Here is an 18,010-nt window from a genome sequence, read left to right as displayed (position 1 = left end):
GCGGTACTTAAACGGTGCTTCCGTTGCAAGAACTATATTTAACGTAAGAATAGCATAGATGTACTAGGTCTGCAATACTATTTTTTACGATTATTATGCAAATGAGGATATGATTTTTCCTAAACAAATGACATTACAGTTACATCTGTTGCGACCGTAGTCATTCCGGTTAAACAATCAGAGGATATATTTTACAAAATAGAAAGGCGGAAATTACTATGAATCCAACACGAAAACCTCATTACTGGTGGGCATCACTTATGCTGGCAAGCGCCATTAGCATTGGAATGGCATTGCCTGCATCGGCAGCGAGTGATATTCGTTTGCTGAATAATCCATCCTGGACATCACCGTCTCTTTTTACAGATAAGATGGACGATGCGCTTGCTGTACGAGCAGTCGATGTCCATGCGATCCCATCCAAATCGCTGGTCTATGTACATACACAGCAAGATATTGCCAACACAACTGGCAATACACAAAACAACTGGTATTTGGATACTATCAAAGGATATAGTCTGACGACCGGCAAGCCACTGTGGAGCTATTCACTCCATGAATCAGCTGGTCCATATACCTTATCCACCCAAATCGTATACGCGCCTTATGGGACGGCTTACATCTATGCCGCTTACTCGGACGGAACCTATAAACTACTTTCTCTCCACTCCTCCGGCAAATTGAACTGGGAAAAAACACTCCCTGCATCTGGTAGTGTTACGATGATGAAGGATGGTTCTCTGCTCGTAACCTCTAACGGAAATGTAAATTCTGAAGGTATCATTCGTTCCTCACTCAGCCGCTTTGATACAAACGGCAAGCTATTAAACAGTCAAACAGTGCAAGGATCGATTTTGCATGCGGAAGGCGATCGGATTCTCGTAGCAGCTAGCAAACTGACCAAAAATCAGAATGGTTGGCAAATGGTATCCAATCCGCAGATGGATGTATACGGTTTAGAGCTAAAACGATTGTACAAATATCAATTCCCAGCAAAATCAAACATCTACGGCGATGGCAGCGACTCTATGTTTGTACTGAAAAATGGCACCGTACTCGTACGTGCCAACATCGATCAAACTGGCAATAAACTGTTTGCATTTGATCCAAGTGGCAAAGTGCTATGGGGACGCGTCATTCCTGGCGATTCTATTACGCAATCCACTGGCACCGGCTATATCACGTATGAAAACAAAACACTCAAGCTTTACAACACCACTTCCGGCAAAGCCATTGCTTCGGCAACATTGGAGGGGGATCCTGCCAACTATACATCGCTTGATCGTACCACTGACGGCAATCTGATGATCAATATGGCAGATCGGACTTATGTTCTTTATCCGACCAATCTGTCTATCGTACAAACCTTCGATACGAACAATCTGGGTACTCCTTACGATTATGTAGATCAAACCGTTTATACAGTAAACGATGATATGCTAAATCGATACAAACTAAAATAATATTCAAACAAACAAAATCCCGCTTTCCAGCCATCAGATACAGCATGGCATGAAAAGCGGGATTTTTTATTTCACGTCACCAGTCACTGGTCACTGGTCACTCTACAAATCTCGCACGAATATCCGGTGTCGGCAGCATGCACTGATCTGATTTGCCAAACCAGCGATACCGGTTACGCGCTACATACTTATATACACCATCCCGTAGTACCTTTGGCACGATTATAAAAGCATATAGCAGTTTCCAAGCAAATTTCAGCCGTTTGGCGATACGAAGTGCAGCTGTAGAACGTGTATAAAACTTCCCTTGCTCCACCAGCACAAATGTGTCCATCGACGTTGTCGACAGCCCGCCTTTTTGCAGCAATTTCTGCCCCACCTCTGACTGCAAAGAAGCAAAGTGGAAGATCCCTTGGGGATCGCGCTTAATGATAAATTTGGTCGCACCCTGGCAAAAGTGACAAACACCATCTACCAGAACAATCGGATGTTCTCCCTGAAGCAGCTGATCAATCTGGGCATCTGTCAATTCCGTCGGTTCTCCTGGTCTGGATACCGGAGCATGTGCAGTTACCATTATTGTCACTCTCCTTACCGTTTATACAATCCTCTGTTGTTTAATCGATTATATTTATATAAAGCAAAAAAGCACGAAGAGAATCCCCCGCGCTCTGCATGATGCAATTATCTCGTTACAACAACTCGTTTTTATGCCAGTGCTTCGTCAATCAATTGGCGATCTTTGATCTGTTGATCGATCTCGCCAGCAAATGCGCTAAAGCAGTTGCAAATGAAGTCTTTGCGGCATATAGGACATGGTTTGGTCAGCAAGCGGTTGATATTGGTCATTTTCCACTCGGGAAAACGATTGTAGAACATGCGGCATTCCGTTCCGTCCGCCAGTGTTGCTGTGAATTCGTACAGTCCTTCTTTTTCATTGATACCGGCTTTTTTCAACGCTTTAATCGTCGGTCTATATGCCATATTATCATCACCCGTTATCCTTTAAATTTCGTAGCAAATTACAAATCACCTATGACATATTAAAGAATTTTATGGTATGTGTCAACTCCAACGAGCTGCGGGGGAGCAGAAATCGGAGCGACTCCAAGTATTATTCCGCCATTTGTCACCAGCTTATCCGAAATATACACTTTTACTGCACTTCTTCTCGTATGCATTCATATTTATCATAGCAGTATATTCCGTTATGTAAACCTTACCCGTGTACGCCATACTTAATCCATTATGGACAAAATAGTATCACATAAAAAAGCCAGCCCCTATCCAACATGGACGGGCTGGCGCTATATTTCCTTTTACAACATGTTGCAATATAATCGATCACAAATCATTTAAATTGTGAGCGTACCACAAAATGTCCTTAATCGTTTTGCACAACATTCAATTCTACATCGATATTGCCGCGGGTTGCTTTGGAGTACGGGCAGAATTCATGTGCTTTTTTAGCAATATCCAGTGCTTCGTCATGCGACAGTCCTGGAATGCTAATATCCAAACGCACTGACAATTTGAAACCGTCATCTGCGGGATCTTTGTCGATCAGTACGTTGCTAGTTACGAGTGTATCTGTTACGTTTACTTTCTCGCGACGTGCCACATTAGCAAGAGCGCTCTGATAACATGCGCCATAACCCGCTGCAAACAGTTCCTCTGGATTCGTGCCGTTACCGCCACCGCCACCCAGTTCTTTTGGCATCACCAGACTAACGTCCAGTGCACCTGTGCTAGATTCAACTTTACCTTGACGTCCACCATGAACTTTTGCTGTTGCTGTATATAGTGCCATAATCATTCAGCTCCTTTTCCAAAACTTTTTTAAACCAACACTATATTTGTAAAGCACTGCGCTTAGAATGAAACGCTTATCAGCAAATTATATAGGTAAGCTAAAATTGACTTTATTAGTTTAATTTCCTAAAATTAAATTGATTTCACGATATCATAAAGGAGGCTGTGTAACCGATGACTGTTTATGATTACAATGCAAAAACGATTGGTGGCAAGGAAGTTCCGCTGGAGCAGTACAAAGGCAAAACCCTATTAATCGTCAATACGGCTAGTAAATGCGGATTGACGCCACAATTTTCTGGACTACAAGAGCTGTATGATAAGTTCAAAGGTGAAGATTTTGAAATCCTTGGGTTTCCCAGCAATCAGTTTGCTGGTCAAGATCCTGGCAGTAACGAAGAAATCTCCGAATTTTGCCAATTAAACTATGGCGTTAGCTTTCCCATGTTTGAGAAGATCAATGTGAATGGCTCGGATGCACATCCCCTATTTAAATATTTAAGCGAAGAAGCGCCCGGCATTCTAGGCTCCAAAGCGATCAAATGGAACTTTACCAAATTCCTGATTGATGCTGAAGGCAATCCGATCAAGCGCTATTCCCCACAAACGACACCGGACAAAATTGAAGACGATATCCGCAAGCAATTATAATAAGCAAATAAAAAAAGCCGGATCATCTCCGGCTTTTTGCTATGTTATGCAATGAAAAATAAAGGATGCGGTCGAGAGGACTCGAACCTCCACGGGTATACACCCACTACCCCCTCAAGATAGCGTGTCTGCCATTCCACCACGACCGCGCAATACTGCGTTCAAGCTGTTGCAAATGATCAACGAATGTTCGCTCGTAATACCTTATCTATTCTCGTACCGTCCTGTATATTGCGAGGTCACAATATGACGATATCTTCGAAGTACATAAGTAGATGCAACAACTTTTATACTATATCACCTGTCCAAATAATTGTAAACGCTTATTTTTAAAACGAAATTACATGTCATATAAATTGACTCAATAATTAAATTCAGAGTAAGTAAAGCATCATTATTAAACATTTTTAAATTTTATTTTTAATTATAATGAGTTAAATTTATTGACATAAATATGTATAATGTGTAATTATTATTAACAAAATATTAAAAATACGTAACTTTTCTATCCCTTTTATGATTGGTGTGCACTACTCTGTACCTTATCCAGTTACCAGTCGGATCTGAAATAACTTAAACTGCTGCAATGTTCGTCGTTGAGCAAGATTCATCTATATAGAGAGCATGATTACATTCACGGAGGCTGATGAAAGATGAACAGTAGCCAGAAATTACTTGCGTACGTGCAGCTGCTGGATGCCAAACTGCCGACAGCTAGCTTCACTCATGCGCATAATCTGGAGCATCATGTGCAGCAGGGACAGATTCGCAATGTAGACGATTTGGAAACGTACATTACCAGTGTATTGAAACCGCATTTGTTTCAGTGGGAGGCGCCTGCTATTCATAGCGTATACGCCGCCGAAGCCAAACAGGATATATGGCAGATTGCTCTAGTAGACAAAATGGTTATTCAACAGATCATCCTGCCCGAAGATATGGATGAAGCAAGAAAAACAGGTAAGCGCTTACTAAAATTAGCGCGTAATCTATACCCTTGGATGGAATTCACCATGCTGGAACAAGCGATTACGCAATACCATGCAGTATTATCGCTCACCGTACTGCATGCCTGGATTAATGTACAATTGGGAATTGATCGGGAACAAGCTGTCGGATGTTACTTTTATACCCTGCTCTCCTGCTGTATGAGCCGGGCAGCAGCACCGCTACAATTAAGTATCCGCGATGCCAGTCTGCTAACAGATCGAATGGCTCAAACTATGGAAAACGATTGGAATACACATTGGCGAACGACTATACAATCCCACATCACCTCTGATTCTCCACTACACAATGCTCAAACCACTTAACAGGATTGCCAAAAAGGCTGATTCTTCACCCTACTTGCTGGTGAACGAAATCAGCCTTTTTTCTGTTATCTGCTCCGGTCTGCGGTTTGCGGTGATCCAACAATTATTGCTCTTGCTGTCTGGCTTTGCGGTATACGGTAAATTCGATATATTCTTTGATGAAATCTTTTTCCTTATCTGCCAGCACTTCTTCCTGGCAATTCAATTGCCCCATAAGTTCAAAAAAATACGGGCTATTTTGCTCGTTAACCGTTTCGGCATAACGCTCTTTGCCCGTCAAAAGCCAGTCCAAACTGACATCAAAATAAGCGGCAATCTCGATCAGTTTATGTGTACCCGGTGTGGATTTACCTCTTTTCCAATCACCGAAGTTACCTGTACTAATCTTCAATTGCTCACAGAATGACTTTTTGGTAATACCCTTATTTTTGATGAGTAATTCGATGCGTTCATAAATAGATTGCGACTGCATATCATTTCCACTCCCCGACCATGTCATCTAAATCTTTTAACAACACTTTTATAAGTATTTTAATGTTGATAAAAAGCGTATTTAAGTATATAATTGGTCTAACGACATTTTTTTACTTCTTTTCCTGAAACATTATACCATATGCACATGGACAGGGAACCGGTACCGGTCCATGCATAACAGAAACAGCATCACTTGTTACAAACAAAGGGGTGATATTTGTTGAACCGCAAGCAGCCTGTTACCTCTTTTGGCTGGGCTATCAAACAGAGACTGACAGAGTTACAAATGGATCAAAAGACGTTTTGTGAGTGTTACGGGATTCCTCCATCGCGTTTGTCCAACCTGATCAATGGAACGCGCAAAGCGACAAAATACCGCAAACAAGTCGCCGAACTGCTGGACATTCCCGAGAATTTTAGATAAGCGGCACATGGCATACATAAACAAAGCAAGAACAATATGATGATGTGAAGATAGCAACCAGAGCACCCTGGATATGTATCGATGTTCCGCTTAAACAAAATACAATTATGATTACTAATATAGTATGGTTTGTCACGGAATTCAACATCGTTATGTGCAAGATCGCCTTATTTATTCATTTTATTCCATTTTATGCTATAGATGCAAATAAAAAGACCCTGTTTTTCAACAGGGTCTTTTTTGGTACATTCTGAATGCGGTCGAGAGGACTCGAACCTCCACGGGTATACACCCACTACCCCCTCAAGATAGCGTGTCTGCCATTCCACCACGACCGCATGGCATAATATAAATGTGAGCCATGAAGGACTCGAACCTTCGACACCCTGATTAAAAGTCAGGTGCTCTACCAACTGAGCTAATGGCTCTCAATAATGTAATAAGGGATGACCCGTAGGGGATTCGAACCCCTGTTACCTCCGTGAAAGGGAGGTGTCTTAACCCCTTGACCAACGGGCCGTATTTTCTCAGCAACAAAAATGATTATATCAAGTACAGAGTCACATTGCAAGCATTTTTTTATAGAATGGTTTAAAACTGATTTAAGATCAATTGTATATTATTTTGCTGATCATTTGCCTTATTTATACTTCATTTACATCCTTCCACTTGTTATTAAACTTACATTTACTTATAATGACTTATATACACTTAATGATGATACTTATCACGCATTGCATCTAAAGGAGACTGTGGATTATGTATCAGGAAGAACGCATGCTTCATATTCTGGATTATTTGAGTGCACATCGGCGGATTACGATTGAGGATATTTGCCGATTGTTTCAGGTATCTCGGGATACGGCTCGTCGGGATCTCGTACGATTAGAAGAACAAAACTCCATTATTCGTACCCGCGGCGGTGCCCTCCTCTCTACTGGCAAGATCATTATTCCTAGTTACAAAGATCGGTTGAATACCGTTTCGACTGAGAAAAAGCAAATTGGACATCGTGCAGCGCAGCTGATCAAAGGCGGCGAACGCATCATCCTTGATTCCTCTACAACGGTACAAGCCTGTGCTGACTTTATCGATGCGCCTGGATGTACCGTCATTACCAATTCCATCAATCAAGCAGATGTGCTATCCGACAAGCAGGACATTTCTGTACATTTGCTTGGTGGGCAACTGCAATCGCAGCATCGTTACGTTTACGGATCAGCGGCGGTTGAAACGTTATCGCATTATTTTGCCGAACGCGCGTTTATCGGAGTCGGCAGTATTTCTGCCAAAGGACTCACTTCGCTGACGGTGGAGGAAGGACGAATCAAGCATAAAATGATGCAGCAGGCAGAGATGGTCGTCGTGCTGGCGGATCATTCCAAATTCGGACGCGAACTTTTTTATAAATTTGCCGATTTGTCCGAAGTCGATCTGATCATTACCGACCGTTCGCCCGATCCTGCTATTCAAGAATTGCTGGATAAATATGAAGTCGAACTATGGGTCGCTGATCCATTATTTACAAAGGAGCTGACAATATGAATATCAAATTAATCGCTATCGATCTGGATGGAACATTATTAAGCGGTCACAGCTATATTAATGAAGTGAACAAAGCTGCCATTCTCGCTGCTCAGCAAGAAGGCATTATCGTGAGTATTGCAACTGGACGTGAACACAACAATGTACGTAACTTCCTTGATGCTGCTGAACTGGTGACACCGGTTATCTCTTCGAACGGTTCGGTTATCCATAATGAGCATCGCGAGCATCTGTTCTCACTGCCATTGGAGCGTCAACAGGCTGAGGAAGTGCTAGAATGGCTGGAGAGCAATGACTATTACTATCAGGCGCATACGAGTCGTGGTATCTATACGATCGGTAGTGGTCATCAGCTGCTCGCAGTTGAAGTTGATCGTCTGCTGAGTACTAACCCGGACCCGACCTATTTGCAAATGCTAGAAGCGATGCAGTCGATGGGCGCTCGTTTGAAAATGACTCGTGTTGATACGTACCAAGATATTCCGCAAGACGCAGAGTTTTACAACATCCTCTCGCTCTCTATAGATCCTGCCAAACTGGAAGTTGGACGTCAGCACTTTGCTAATCGCGACGATATGACGATGGTCGTATCCGGTAATTTCAACTTTGAGCTAGAACATAAAAATGCTTCCAAAGGCACAGCGCTTCAACATCTGGCGGAGCATTACAATATTCCGTTGGAACAGACTATGGCAATCGGTGACAACTTCAACGATGTATCCATGATCCAACTCGCCGGGCTTGGCGTGGCGATGGGCAACGCCGAACCAGAAGTACAAGCGATTGCGGATGAAGTGACACGCACTAATGAAGAAGACGGTGTGGCGCATGCCATTTACAAAGCGCTTGGATTGAATGTTCCATTGTCTTGAACGAAAACGGTGTAAGTAATATCAATATAAACTAATCAACAACAGCCCCTTGATCTGTGTACTGCTCTATACAGATCAAGGGGCTGTTGACTTACAATTCTAATTCATATTCTTGCTTATGTAGTTAACGGCTGCTTGCGGAAATTTATGTGTTCATTCCTTGATGTATCGATGGTCTATATTCAAGCATACAAATGAACAAAAAAAGAGCCGACATCGTCGACTCTTCTACTGCTTATGTATGCTGCTAATATTGCTACATGAATCGTAAAATTCATATGGCGGAGAGAGAGGGATTCGAACCCTCGCACCGCTTACGCAGTCTAACCCCTTAGCAGAGGGTCCCCTTATAGCCACTTGGGTATCTCTCCAAGAAATGGCTCCCCGAACAGGACTCGAACCTGTGACAACTCGATTAACAGTCGAGTGCTCTACCAACTGAGCTATCAGGGAACGTTGATCAATACAAAAAATAGATTACCATGTTTCCCGCGGCAAGTCAAGCGACTCTAATGTAAGTTTCCCACCACACTTGCCACAACGATATCGTGTCGGGTCCATTCGGCGTTTACGCAAGTATTGGGTCTGGCAGTCGCGGCACAGCAATCGATAGCGGTACATCTCTTTACGCTTGCCGCCCATCATCTCCGGCGGGATCTGGCAATAGCGTCCGCCGCCGACACGCTGCAACCAGTATTTGAATTCTGGGTCTTTATGCTGATAACCACGTCCTGTAATATGCAAATGATAATGGCACAGCTCATGCTTGATGATCTTCTCTACTTCCTCGCGTCCAAATGCCTGTAATTGGTGCGGGTTGATCTCGATATTGTGGCTACGCAGAAAATAGCGCCCACCTGTCGTACGGAGCCGTCCGTTGAATACAGCATGATGCAGAAATGGTCGGTCAAAATGCTCAAGAGATAGTTGCTCTACCCATGCCTGTAGCTCTTCGTTAGTCATGAAACCCGCTCTGCTCCTTTGATATGATTGTTCCGAATGTACGATGATTTGTATTCGCAATGCGCTCCTTTCAGAAAAGCAAAGCAAATCGTTATCTTCTCTTGAATTTTAACTTTGTTATGCATTACACTTCAAGTACAAACTGTAGTTTGGCACTGTTTTATTGTAACGATAGGCTGTCATCATCGGCAGCAATTTCATACAGGGGAGAATTACGAATGACTACATCTCGTATGCGTTATGTTATTTTACAGCAGGATCAACAACTCGAATATGTGGAGATGCCTGCCGATTATGCGTATCAATTGAGTGCGCTGAATCTTCGTTTACATAAGGAAATCAGCAAACTGACAGCGACCAATGTACCTGCTCTACCACGCGCGGTAGCGGAATGCAGTCAGCTCGAATTGTTGCAGGACGAAGCGAGCATTGTTGGCGGATTGGATTATATCAATGCGCTGGAGCAATCGTTTGCTTCGTTGCAGGAAAAAGAGTATCCGCTGATCTCGCTACTAACGGAAATCCGCGCGCTTCAGGCGCAATTGGAACAGTGGTATGAGGAATGGGAAGAACAGCAGGTGTAATCTTGCGATTTGATAACTAGATGGTTTGCCTGCTGACTGTATGTGTATGTGTATGTGTATGTGTATGTGTATGTGTATGTGTATGTGTATGTGTATGTGTATGTGTATGTGTATGTGTATGTGTATGTGTATGTGTATGTGTATGTGTATGTGTATGTGTATGTGTATGTGCAAATTGTAGACATGCGTTACAGTAGCGCAACAAAAAGGCTGCATTCTTTCATGAGATTGTTCATGAAGAGATGCAGCCTTTTATATTTGCCGATTGGATATCTTAGATGAAATCGACAATACCCATAGCATAAGGTAGAGGGCACGATTTATGGTGTTGTTCGCGCTTCGGTTACTTGAAATACTCTTGGCGTTCGAAACACTCTTACTACGTACGCTGTACTTATACGTTTATGGTTGTTATTGTCCTGAAGCTTGCCCGGCAGACGATTTGCGCATGGTCAGACCGACTCTGCCTTTTTTCAGATCAACATTCAGTACCCAGACCGTTACGTTATCTCCGACTGAGACAACGTCCATCGGGTGTTTGACAAATCCTTCGCTCAGCTGCGAGATATGCACCAGACCGTCATTTTTGATACCAATATCGACAAAGGCACCAAAGTCGATCACGTTGCGCACTGTCCCTTGCAGCTCCATACCCGGTGTCAAATCTTCGATCTTCAGCACGTCGGTACGGAAAATCGGCAATGGCAGCTCGTCACGCGGGTCGCGACCCGGACGTTGCAGACTGTCCAGAATATCGCGCAGCGTTGGTACACCGATGTCCAGTGCAGCGGCAGTTTGCTCCGCGTCCACACTCGCAAGTGCAGATACAGCTTCACTGCTGCCCAGTTGCTCTGGCTGGATATTTAGTGATTGTAGCAGCTTCAGTGTAGCATCGTATGTTTCCGGGTGAATGCCGGTATAATCAAGCGGATTGTCGCCGCCTTTGATACGCAGGAAACCGACGCACTGCTGCAATGTTTTGGCACCAAGACGCGGTACTTTTTGTAATTGCTTGCGACTGGTGAAGCGGCCGTTCTCTTCGCGGTATTTCACGATGTTTTTGGCAATCGTCGCGTTCACCCCTGCCACATAAGACAAGAGCGATGGCGACGCTGTATTCACATCGACACCGACATGGTTTACTGCGGATTCAACCACGCCTTTGAGCGAGTTTTCCAGATTTTTTTGCGATACGTCATGCTGGTATTGACCGACACCGATCGCTTTTGGATCGATTTTGACCAGTTCAGCGAGCGGGTCCTGTACACGACGAGCGATTGAAGCCGCACTGCGTTGTGCCACATCCAGATCTGGGAATTCTTCTTGCGCCAGCTTGGATGCAGAATATACACTCGCTCCGGCTTCACTGACGATCAGGTAAGCCAGCTTGCGCTCGTTGATCTCCTGAATCAGCTCGGCGACAAATTGCTCTGTTTCGCGGGAAGCAGTACCGTTGCCGATGACAATCAACTCTACCTCGTACTGATCAATCATTCGGCGGAAAATATCTGCTGCTTCACGCTTTTTGTTCACTGGTGGTGTTGGATAGGTCACTGCTACTTCCAGCAGTTTGCCGGTTTCGTCGACAGCAGCGAGTTTGCAACCGGTACGGAATGCTGGATCGACGCCGAGTACGCGCGTTTCTTTGATCGGTGCTTGCAGCAGCAAGTTGCGCAGATTGCCAGCAAAGATCGAGATCGCTTGCTCATCGCCTTTTTCAGTCAATTCAGTACGCACTTCGCGCTCAATCGAAGGTGCGATCAGACGTTTGTACGCATCTTCGACTACATGTCCAAGCAGCTGTTGCACAGCAGAGGGTCCCTTGACGATCCGCTTTTCGATATAGCGGTGAATAGATTCCGGCGCTACTTCCAGCTGCACCTTCAGCACATTTTCGCGTTCTCCGCGGTTGATTGCCAGAATACGATGCGGTGGCATTTTTTTCGCCAGCTCGCGATAGCTGTAATACATCTCGTATACGGATTCTTCATCTGCATTGCGTGCTTCGGTTACGAGCAGTCCATGATCCATCGTGTAGCGACGCACCCATGTACGAATAACAGCATCGTCAGAGATGTTTTCCGCGATAATATCCATAGCTCCCTGTAACGCCTGTGAAGCGTCTTCTACGCCTTTGTCAGCATCAATATAGTCAGCAGCCTTCACTAATGCTTCTGGCGCCTTGGGCTGGCTCATGATCCATTCTGCAAGCGGATCCAGACCTTTCTCACGGGCAACACTAGCGCGCGTTTTGCGCTTTTGTCGATACGGACGATACAGATCTTCTACTTCCTGCAATTTGGCAGCGTTCTGAATGCTAGCAGCCAGCTCTTCTGTCAGCTTGCCTTGCTCGCTAATAATACGCAGTACTTCTTCCTTGCGCTCCTGCAAATTACGCAAATATTGATGACGTTCTTCAATATCGCGCAGTTGATTTTCATCCAATTCGCCAGTCATTTCCTTACGGTAACGGGCGATAAACGGAATCGTATTGCCTTCCGACAGCAGATCGATGGTTGTACGAATTTGTTTTTGCGAAATGTGCAGCTCGTCGGCAATCTGCCGGACAATCCGTTCACGAACCTGCTGCTCACTGACTTTCGCCTGTGCTTCACTAATTACGTTTTGTTCAGACAATCTGATCCCTCTTTCCACTCTCCGATCATGCGGAGAACCAAGTGTTCAATAGATATATTATCTCAAAAGTTGAGCATGATCTCAAACCATACCTTATCTTCCTGTTACCCTGCATGGGAAGACGCAAAAAACCCGGTGCATCCACCGGGTCTAATTGCTCGCCGTAAGCCTTTAGAAATCTATCAGGCCCAGACTGATCTGGAGAGAATCATGCACTCTACGCATGGTCTCCTCATCCAGATGTGTGATTTTGTCAGTCAAACGCTGCTTATCAATGGTACGAATCTGCTCTAGTAAAATGACGGAATCCCGGTCAAACCCATGGGACTTCGCGTCGATCTCCACGTGCGTCGGCAATTTGGCTTTTTGAATCTGCGCCGTAATCGCCGCCACAATGACCGTCGGACTGAAGCGATTACCGATATCATTCTGGATCACCAGAACCGGTCTCACGCCACCCTGCTCAGAACCGACGACGGGCGATAAATCTGCAAAAAATACATCGCCACGCTTTACGATCAATGTCTACACCCCGCTAACTAAGCGGTCCAGAGTGATGTCCGCTTCTTCCTCCGCATAGAATGCTTCACAAGCGATTCTCAGATTAATCTTGGCCATTTCCATATACCCACGCTGCATCGATTCACGGACAATCCGTTTCTTGCGCTCCGTCAGATACACTTTCGTTGCCTTTCTGATAACCTCATTGCGGTCGGAATTATCCAAAGCTGCGATCCCATCGACTTCCTGCAAAAGCTGATCCGGTAAATGGATCGTAATCCCTTGCACGTTCTGCATGTTGTCCAACTGTCCAGCACCCCCAAAACCTTTTCAGCTATACCCCTTAGCTGTGTAACGGCATTTTCATAATGCGAATCCAAGTTTATGGTCTGACCATAGGCACAGTGCATATGGCTACTTTGCTGCCATCATTATAAACCACAATGAAGGCGCTCGTACAGACTTTTCATCACATTATGTAAGATTCGCGCTGAAATTTCCGTTTCCTTCCATTAGACGAAAAATATTTTCTATCCTAGAAGGGGGTTACAGCGACTAACGGGTATACCATCGCGGTAATACAGGCGTGGTATTCTGGAAGCAATCATGCAGACGACTTCGTAATTGATGGTTCCGAGCCAAGAAGCAAGCACATCAGCGTGAATGAATTCATCCTGCTGACGGCCGATTAAGACAACCTCATCGCCGATTTGGATTTCTTTTGCTTCATCAGCAAAAGATTTGAGTGATACCATACACTGATCCATACAAATGGTGCCAACGACTGGAACACGGCGTCCGCGGATCAGCACTTCGGCTTTTCCGCTCATTAAGCGTGAATATCCGTCGGCATAACCGATTGGGAGTGTAGCGATGACTTCCGGCTCGTCGGTAAAATAGCGAGTGCCATAGCTGATACCCGCACCGGTCGGCAGTGTCTTCACATACGATATTCCCGTTTTAAGTGTCATGACCGGGGCTAATTCTATCGCCTGCTGGTTCACTTCGGTCGAAGGATACAGCCCATACAATGCAATTCCGAGCCGAATCATCTGTGGAGACAATTCAGGCATGTCCATCGCGGCAGCACTGTTCCCCGTATGTATTACAGGGATAGTATAACCCATGTTCCGCAATTCCCGGTCCACTCGTTGAAAATTTTCGTATTGCATCAGTGTATAATCTTTGTTGTGCTCATCTGCTCTAGCAAAATGGGTAAACATGCCTTCGACTTCCAACGTCGGCACCTGAAATGCTTTTGCGATAAAAGCAGGTGCTTCATCTGGAAACAGTCCCAGTCGTCCCATTCCACTGTCGATTTTGATATGAGCTTTGAGCTTGCGTCCGGAAGGTTCCACAGACAGTCCGGCAATCGCTTCTAGCACGTCTTCCGTAAATACATTTAATGTAACGTCATACTCATAAGCGACCGCCACCGCTTCTGGCCCGGTATACCCAAGCACGAGAATGGGCAGGTTGATGCCATGCTGACGCAGCTCAATCGCTTCATCCAGAAACGCAACGCTTAAATAATCTGCCCCAAGTCGTTCCAGCTCTCTGGATACTTCGACAGCTCCATGCCCATAGGCACTCGCTTTGACGCAAAGCATCAATAAAGTCGTATCCGGTAAAGCTTGACGGAACGCTTCGTAGTTGATACGCAGCGCATCCAGATTAATTTCGGCTCTTGTTGGTCGATATTGCTGTTGCACTTACAGTCACCTTCTATCCGTTTTTGCCCATCCGGGCAATATCACTATGTTAATGCGGAAGTCGGATACCTGTCAATTGCATCAGAGCCTACAACAAAAGCTTAACCGTTATTGGTACTACATTTCAAATTCCACCTAGAAAAGGCGAACAGCCGTCCAGCAGATGTCTGTGCGGTTTCGCCTTGTTTGTAGTATTTACCCGCTTCTTTCAGAATAGAAGCGGGTATTTTGCAATTTAGGAAATTTACATTAAAGTGCTAAAGTATCCTGAAATCATTTGTAAGCGACCATGGTACCGCAATATTCACATTCGCGGCTCTGATGCGGTGCCAGCGTTTGAGGAGCACCGCAGCCGGGACAATCAACTGTTTTGGATTCCGGACTGATATTCGCAGCAGCATTTGCAGAATGAGACGATGCTGATGAGGATGGTGCTTGTCTCACCTGTTGATTCATATACGCAGTGGTGCGCGGATCAAGCGGATCATAGATTTTGTACGATTCGTTTCGTCGCTGCGCTCCATATTGCCCACCTGATGAATGAACATCAGGCTGCGGTGGAGGATAATGATAATCATCGCTAGAAGCTGCTGTATTGCCACGATTCCAATTTTGCGCTGCTATCATTTGCTCATATTGCAGTTTGGCTTGCACATTGCTTTTCCGAATCAACCGCACACCAATCGTCATTAAAATAACTCCCGGTAATGCAAACACCATCGCTATCACGATTGCGGTTCCGGGGTCTTCCGGCAACGTTCCTAACAAACCAAAGAAACCTAGCATGATCAAAGGAAGCGATACAATAATACAGACGATTCCTCCTGCCAGCATGGCATATCTCCCCTTTTGTAAAATTCTATATTTCTACATGATATATGTTCTATAGGATTCGCCAGAATTTACGATTTGGCAACTGCCAGTCGAGCATTGCGTTGACGAAGTATCTCATGTGCTAACTGAAAATGCTGACGCAATTGATCCAATTGAACATTCACCTGCTGCTCATCTCCATTCGGCATTTGCATCATCTGATCCCGCAGCTGATGCACTTCATCGGTCAGTCGTTCCTCTTCTTTCCATACTTCGGGATGGGTAACTGGATCACTGAAACGAACACTATCTTCAAGCTCCGACAGCAGACGACGGACTTCGGCGCGGTACGGTTCCTGCCAATTCTGGATATGCAAACTAGCTTCACCCAGACCTTGACGAATATCGGCAATGCCCATTCGCTGCATGCGATCCTGCTCATCGACATGGCGCTCCGACTGCATAAACCAGCTGATTAACGCAATCACTCCTGCTACTACTACAAACGTTGCCAGTTGCAACCAACCATAAAAGGAAGCTGATACATGGAACAGCAACCACAATATGAGCATGTAAGCAATGACCAGTACTGCATATATACCAGCTACAACGATTTGGGCCATGAAAGCAGGTACGGTCGATGCGAATTGCTCACCGCGCAGCGATCCCCAAGCAGCCAGCGACCAGAATAGCGTCTCCGCCAGTAACAGCGCAGTCAGCGAAATCCAAAATACACTGTCTACGATCAGTATATGACTAAGCAGCGCGAAGCCGACAATAGTGACCACTAATGTCAGTGCATACAACGATACAATTACGGTGATTCCTTTGTTTCGACTCATCAGGCTTGTCCTCCCTGTTGTGGCGCCTGATGTCCGCATTCCATACAGAATTTCTGACCGGGCTGCATCGGTTGTCCACAGTTGCTACATGTCATGGAAGTAGGTGCACCGCACTCATGGCAAAATTTCGCATCTGCTTTCAGTGAAGCACCACATTGACCACATGGATGAGATAGACCTTTGCCACAGCTATGACAATTCACTGCACCTTCTGGATTATCCGCACCGCAATGTTCGCAAGCCAAATAGGCATCGCCGCAATGATGACAAAATTTGGAGCCAGCAATTAGCGGCTGACCACAATTGTTACATGGCTGTGTCTTAGCAGCTGGTGCACCACCGGATACATCATTACGATTCACATCCATCACCCGGCTGACCTGCCCCATCGTCTGACCGAGCGGACCACCCATGCCAAAGCCCATACCTAAGCCCAACCCGGCACCCATGACGCCAGATTGTAGACTACCTTCGTTTTTGGCTGCGCCTTCTAACGTGTCAAAGCTGCGTTCCTGCTGATAGGTGTAACCGATAATATCCATTTCTGCCTTGCGTGCCAGCGCTTCTTGCAGCCGTTTTACTGAAGGATCATCATCCGGTGTATTGACCGAATCGACAAATACATTCAGAATACGAATGCCATATTCAGCAAATACCGGCGCCATGCGATCTTTGACAAATGCGGAGATTTCGCTAATATACGCGTTAATATCCAGTATACTAATCTGCCGATGGACCAAATAAGAGGAAATACATTCATTCATATTCATTAACAAGACGCCGCGGAAATAGCGAGAAATATCCGACAGATCGAATCGGGACAATGTACCGACCAGCTTGATAAGAAACTTGCGCGAATCCTCAATCATAATGCCCATCTGACCAAAGGCACGCACTGGAATAATGATTTTATACTTAGGGTCTTGCAATTGGATCGGTGCATTGGTGCCCCATTTCAGATCCAGATTGCTCACTTTGTTGATATACCACACTTCTGCTGCGAACGGCGATTCTCCACCAAATGGCAAATTAACAACTTTGTTCAATAGTGGAATATTCATCGTACTCAGCGTATGCCGTCCTGCCTGAAATGTATCAAATGCTTGTCCGCCCTTGAACAGGATCGCCTCCTGCGATTCGTTGACGATCAATTGCGTCCATGTGTTCAGTTCGTCATTCGGATATTTCCATGCATATACATCGGGTGTACCATCGTACTTCACAACTTCAACAAGAGCCATATCTACTTCCCCTTTTCTATATATGTAACTTTATACTGCTTGTACGTATAAGGATTGCTTGCCGTTGCAATGATTCGTTACTTTCATTACCATATCGATCTTCTCAATATTTGCTAGTATGTCATGCTTTGATTTGAGCAGAATTGATTTTATGATTGATCTA

At 45.0% G+C, this 18,010-nt stretch carries 19 protein-coding genes and 6 tRNA genes; 7 read left to right on the top strand and 18 right to left on the bottom strand.

Annotated features, from left to right (window positions below):
- Positions 1 to 218: 218 nt before the first annotated feature.
- Positions 219 to 1,463 (top strand): hypothetical protein, encoded by a 1,245-nt coding sequence (locus ACE3MZ_RS06120; protein WP_411345574.1) that lies wholly within the window; start codon positions 219 to 221, stop codon positions 1,461 to 1,463.
- Between the two features lie 97 nt (positions 1,464 to 1,560).
- Here the strand turns inward: ACE3MZ_RS06120 and ACE3MZ_RS06115 are convergent, their stop codons facing one another.
- The 3 genes from ACE3MZ_RS06115 to ACE3MZ_RS06105 form a co-directional block, all read right to left on the bottom strand.
- Positions 1,561 to 2,040, bottom strand: coding sequence for a thiol-disulfide oxidoreductase DCC family protein (locus tag ACE3MZ_RS06115; RefSeq protein WP_411345573.1), 480 nt, complete (start codon positions 2,038 to 2,040; stop codon positions 1,561 to 1,563).
- Between the two features lie 131 nt (positions 2,041 to 2,171).
- On the bottom strand, positions 2,172 to 2,447 hold the full coding sequence (locus ACE3MZ_RS06110) for a hypothetical protein (RefSeq protein WP_367054624.1): 276 nt from the start codon (positions 2,445 to 2,447) through the stop codon (positions 2,172 to 2,174).
- Between the two features lie 400 nt (positions 2,448 to 2,847).
- A complete protein-coding gene (locus tag ACE3MZ_RS06105) occupies positions 2,848 to 3,276 on the bottom strand; it encodes an organic hydroperoxide resistance protein (protein WP_411346716.1) in 429 nt (142 codons plus the stop codon).
- A 173-nt stretch (positions 3,277 to 3,449) separates the two neighbouring features.
- On the opposite strand from ACE3MZ_RS06105, the gene ACE3MZ_RS06100 reads away from it, so the two are divergent.
- Complete coding sequence (locus ACE3MZ_RS06100) at positions 3,450 to 3,926, top strand: glutathione peroxidase (RefSeq protein WP_411345572.1); 477 nt, start codon at positions 3,450 to 3,452, stop codon at positions 3,924 to 3,926.
- Between the two features lie 66 nt (positions 3,927 to 3,992).
- Here ACE3MZ_RS06100 and ACE3MZ_RS06095 read toward each other — a convergent pair.
- Positions 3,993 to 4,075: transfer RNA gene (locus tag ACE3MZ_RS06095), tRNA-Leu, on the bottom strand.
- Positions 4,076 to 4,579: 504 nt separating this feature from the next.
- Between ACE3MZ_RS06095 and ACE3MZ_RS06090 the strand changes: the two genes are divergently transcribed.
- Positions 4,580 to 5,239, top strand: coding sequence for an urease accessory protein UreF (locus ACE3MZ_RS06090; RefSeq protein ID WP_411345571.1), 660 nt, complete (start codon positions 4,580 to 4,582; stop codon positions 5,237 to 5,239).
- A gap of 103 nt (positions 5,240 to 5,342) precedes the next feature.
- Here the strand turns inward: ACE3MZ_RS06090 and ACE3MZ_RS06085 are convergent, their stop codons facing one another.
- On the bottom strand, positions 5,343 to 5,711 hold the full coding sequence (locus ACE3MZ_RS06085) for a helix-turn-helix domain-containing protein (RefSeq protein WP_411345570.1): 369 nt from the start codon (positions 5,709 to 5,711) through the stop codon (positions 5,343 to 5,345).
- Positions 5,712 to 5,933: 222 nt separating this feature from the next.
- Between ACE3MZ_RS06085 and ACE3MZ_RS06080 the strand changes: the two genes are divergently transcribed.
- Positions 5,934 to 6,137 carry a helix-turn-helix domain-containing protein gene (locus ACE3MZ_RS06080; protein WP_411345569.1) on the top strand — a complete coding sequence of 68 codons (204 nt, stop codon included), beginning with the start codon at positions 5,934 to 5,936 and terminating at the stop codon, positions 6,135 to 6,137.
- Positions 6,138 to 6,392: 255 nt separating this feature from the next.
- Here ACE3MZ_RS06080 and ACE3MZ_RS06075 read toward each other — a convergent pair.
- The 3 genes from ACE3MZ_RS06075 to ACE3MZ_RS06065 form a co-directional block, all read right to left on the bottom strand.
- Positions 6,393 to 6,475, bottom strand: a tRNA-Leu gene (locus ACE3MZ_RS06075).
- Positions 6,476 to 6,492: 17 nt separating this feature from the next.
- Positions 6,493 to 6,565: transfer RNA gene (locus tag ACE3MZ_RS06070), tRNA-Lys, on the bottom strand.
- Between the two features lie 19 nt (positions 6,566 to 6,584).
- Positions 6,585 to 6,656: transfer RNA gene (locus tag ACE3MZ_RS06065), tRNA-Glu, on the bottom strand.
- 240 nt (positions 6,657 to 6,896) lie between these two features.
- On the opposite strand from ACE3MZ_RS06065, the gene ACE3MZ_RS06060 reads away from it, so the two are divergent.
- Positions 6,897 to 7,682 carry a DeoR/GlpR family DNA-binding transcription regulator gene (locus ACE3MZ_RS06060; protein ID WP_411345568.1) on the top strand — a complete coding sequence of 262 codons (786 nt, stop codon included), beginning with the start codon at positions 6,897 to 6,899 and terminating at the stop codon, positions 7,680 to 7,682.
- On the top strand, positions 7,679 to 8,554 hold the full coding sequence (locus ACE3MZ_RS06055; RefSeq protein WP_411345567.1) for a Cof-type HAD-IIB family hydrolase: 876 nt from the start codon (positions 7,679 to 7,681) through the stop codon (positions 8,552 to 8,554). Before ACE3MZ_RS06060 ends, ACE3MZ_RS06055 begins: the two co-directional genes overlap by 4 nt.
- A gap of 279 nt (positions 8,555 to 8,833) precedes the next feature.
- Here the strand turns inward: ACE3MZ_RS06055 and ACE3MZ_RS06050 are convergent.
- From ACE3MZ_RS06050 to ACE3MZ_RS06040, 3 genes are all read right to left on the bottom strand, one after another.
- Positions 8,834 to 8,925 (bottom strand) — tRNA-Ser (locus ACE3MZ_RS06050).
- 6 nt (positions 8,926 to 8,931) lie between these two features.
- Positions 8,932 to 9,007 (bottom strand) — tRNA-Asn (locus ACE3MZ_RS06045).
- A gap of 24 nt (positions 9,008 to 9,031) precedes the next feature.
- Positions 9,032 to 9,517: a SprT family protein gene (locus ACE3MZ_RS06040; RefSeq protein ID WP_411345566.1), complete on the bottom strand. Its 486-nt coding sequence runs from the start codon at positions 9,515 to 9,517 to the stop codon at positions 9,032 to 9,034.
- A 218-nt stretch (positions 9,518 to 9,735) separates the two neighbouring features.
- On the opposite strand from ACE3MZ_RS06040, the gene ACE3MZ_RS06035 reads away from it, so the two are divergent.
- Positions 9,736 to 10,101 (top strand): hydrolase/acyltransferase, encoded by a 366-nt coding sequence (locus ACE3MZ_RS06035; RefSeq protein WP_411345565.1) that lies wholly within the window; start codon positions 9,736 to 9,738, stop codon positions 10,099 to 10,101.
- Positions 10,102 to 10,512: 411 nt separating this feature from the next.
- On the opposite strand, the gene ACE3MZ_RS06030 is transcribed toward ACE3MZ_RS06035, so the two are convergent.
- From ACE3MZ_RS06030 to ACE3MZ_RS06000, 7 genes are all read right to left on the bottom strand, one after another.
- Positions 10,513 to 12,738, bottom strand: coding sequence for a Tex family protein (locus ACE3MZ_RS06030; protein WP_411345564.1), 2,226 nt, complete (start codon positions 12,736 to 12,738; stop codon positions 10,513 to 10,515).
- Positions 12,739 to 12,909: 171 nt separating this feature from the next.
- Positions 12,910 to 13,260: a type II toxin-antitoxin system PemK/MazF family toxin gene (locus ACE3MZ_RS06025; RefSeq protein ID WP_411345563.1), complete on the bottom strand. Its 351-nt coding sequence runs from the start codon at positions 13,258 to 13,260 to the stop codon at positions 12,910 to 12,912.
- 3 nt (positions 13,261 to 13,263) lie between these two features.
- Positions 13,264 to 13,545 (bottom strand): CopG family ribbon-helix-helix protein, encoded by a 282-nt coding sequence (locus tag ACE3MZ_RS06020; RefSeq protein ID WP_411345562.1) that lies wholly within the window; start codon positions 13,543 to 13,545, stop codon positions 13,264 to 13,266.
- Between the two features lie 224 nt (positions 13,546 to 13,769).
- Positions 13,770 to 14,951: an alanine racemase gene (alr, locus tag ACE3MZ_RS06015; RefSeq protein WP_411345561.1), complete on the bottom strand. Its 1,182-nt coding sequence runs from the start codon at positions 14,949 to 14,951 to the stop codon at positions 13,770 to 13,772.
- 273 nt (positions 14,952 to 15,224) lie between these two features.
- Complete coding sequence (locus ACE3MZ_RS06010) at positions 15,225 to 15,785, bottom strand: hypothetical protein (RefSeq protein ID WP_411345560.1); 561 nt, start codon at positions 15,783 to 15,785, stop codon at positions 15,225 to 15,227.
- Positions 15,786 to 15,853: 68 nt separating this feature from the next.
- Positions 15,854 to 16,606, bottom strand: coding sequence for a hypothetical protein (locus ACE3MZ_RS06005; RefSeq protein WP_411345559.1), 753 nt, complete (start codon positions 16,604 to 16,606; stop codon positions 15,854 to 15,856).
- Complete coding sequence (locus ACE3MZ_RS06000; protein WP_411345558.1) at positions 16,606 to 17,847, bottom strand: SPFH domain-containing protein; 1,242 nt, start codon at positions 17,845 to 17,847, stop codon at positions 16,606 to 16,608. The genes ACE3MZ_RS06005 and ACE3MZ_RS06000 overlap by 1 nt, the downstream gene beginning before the upstream one ends.
- Between the last annotated feature and the right edge of the window lie 163 nt (positions 17,848 to 18,010).

This window comes from Paenibacillus sp. WLX1005 (assembly GCF_046603685.1).
Taxonomy (GTDB): domain Bacteria; phylum Bacillota; class Bacilli; order Paenibacillales; family Paenibacillaceae; genus Saccharibacillus.
This window is presented reverse-complemented; position numbering and strand designations above follow the sequence as displayed.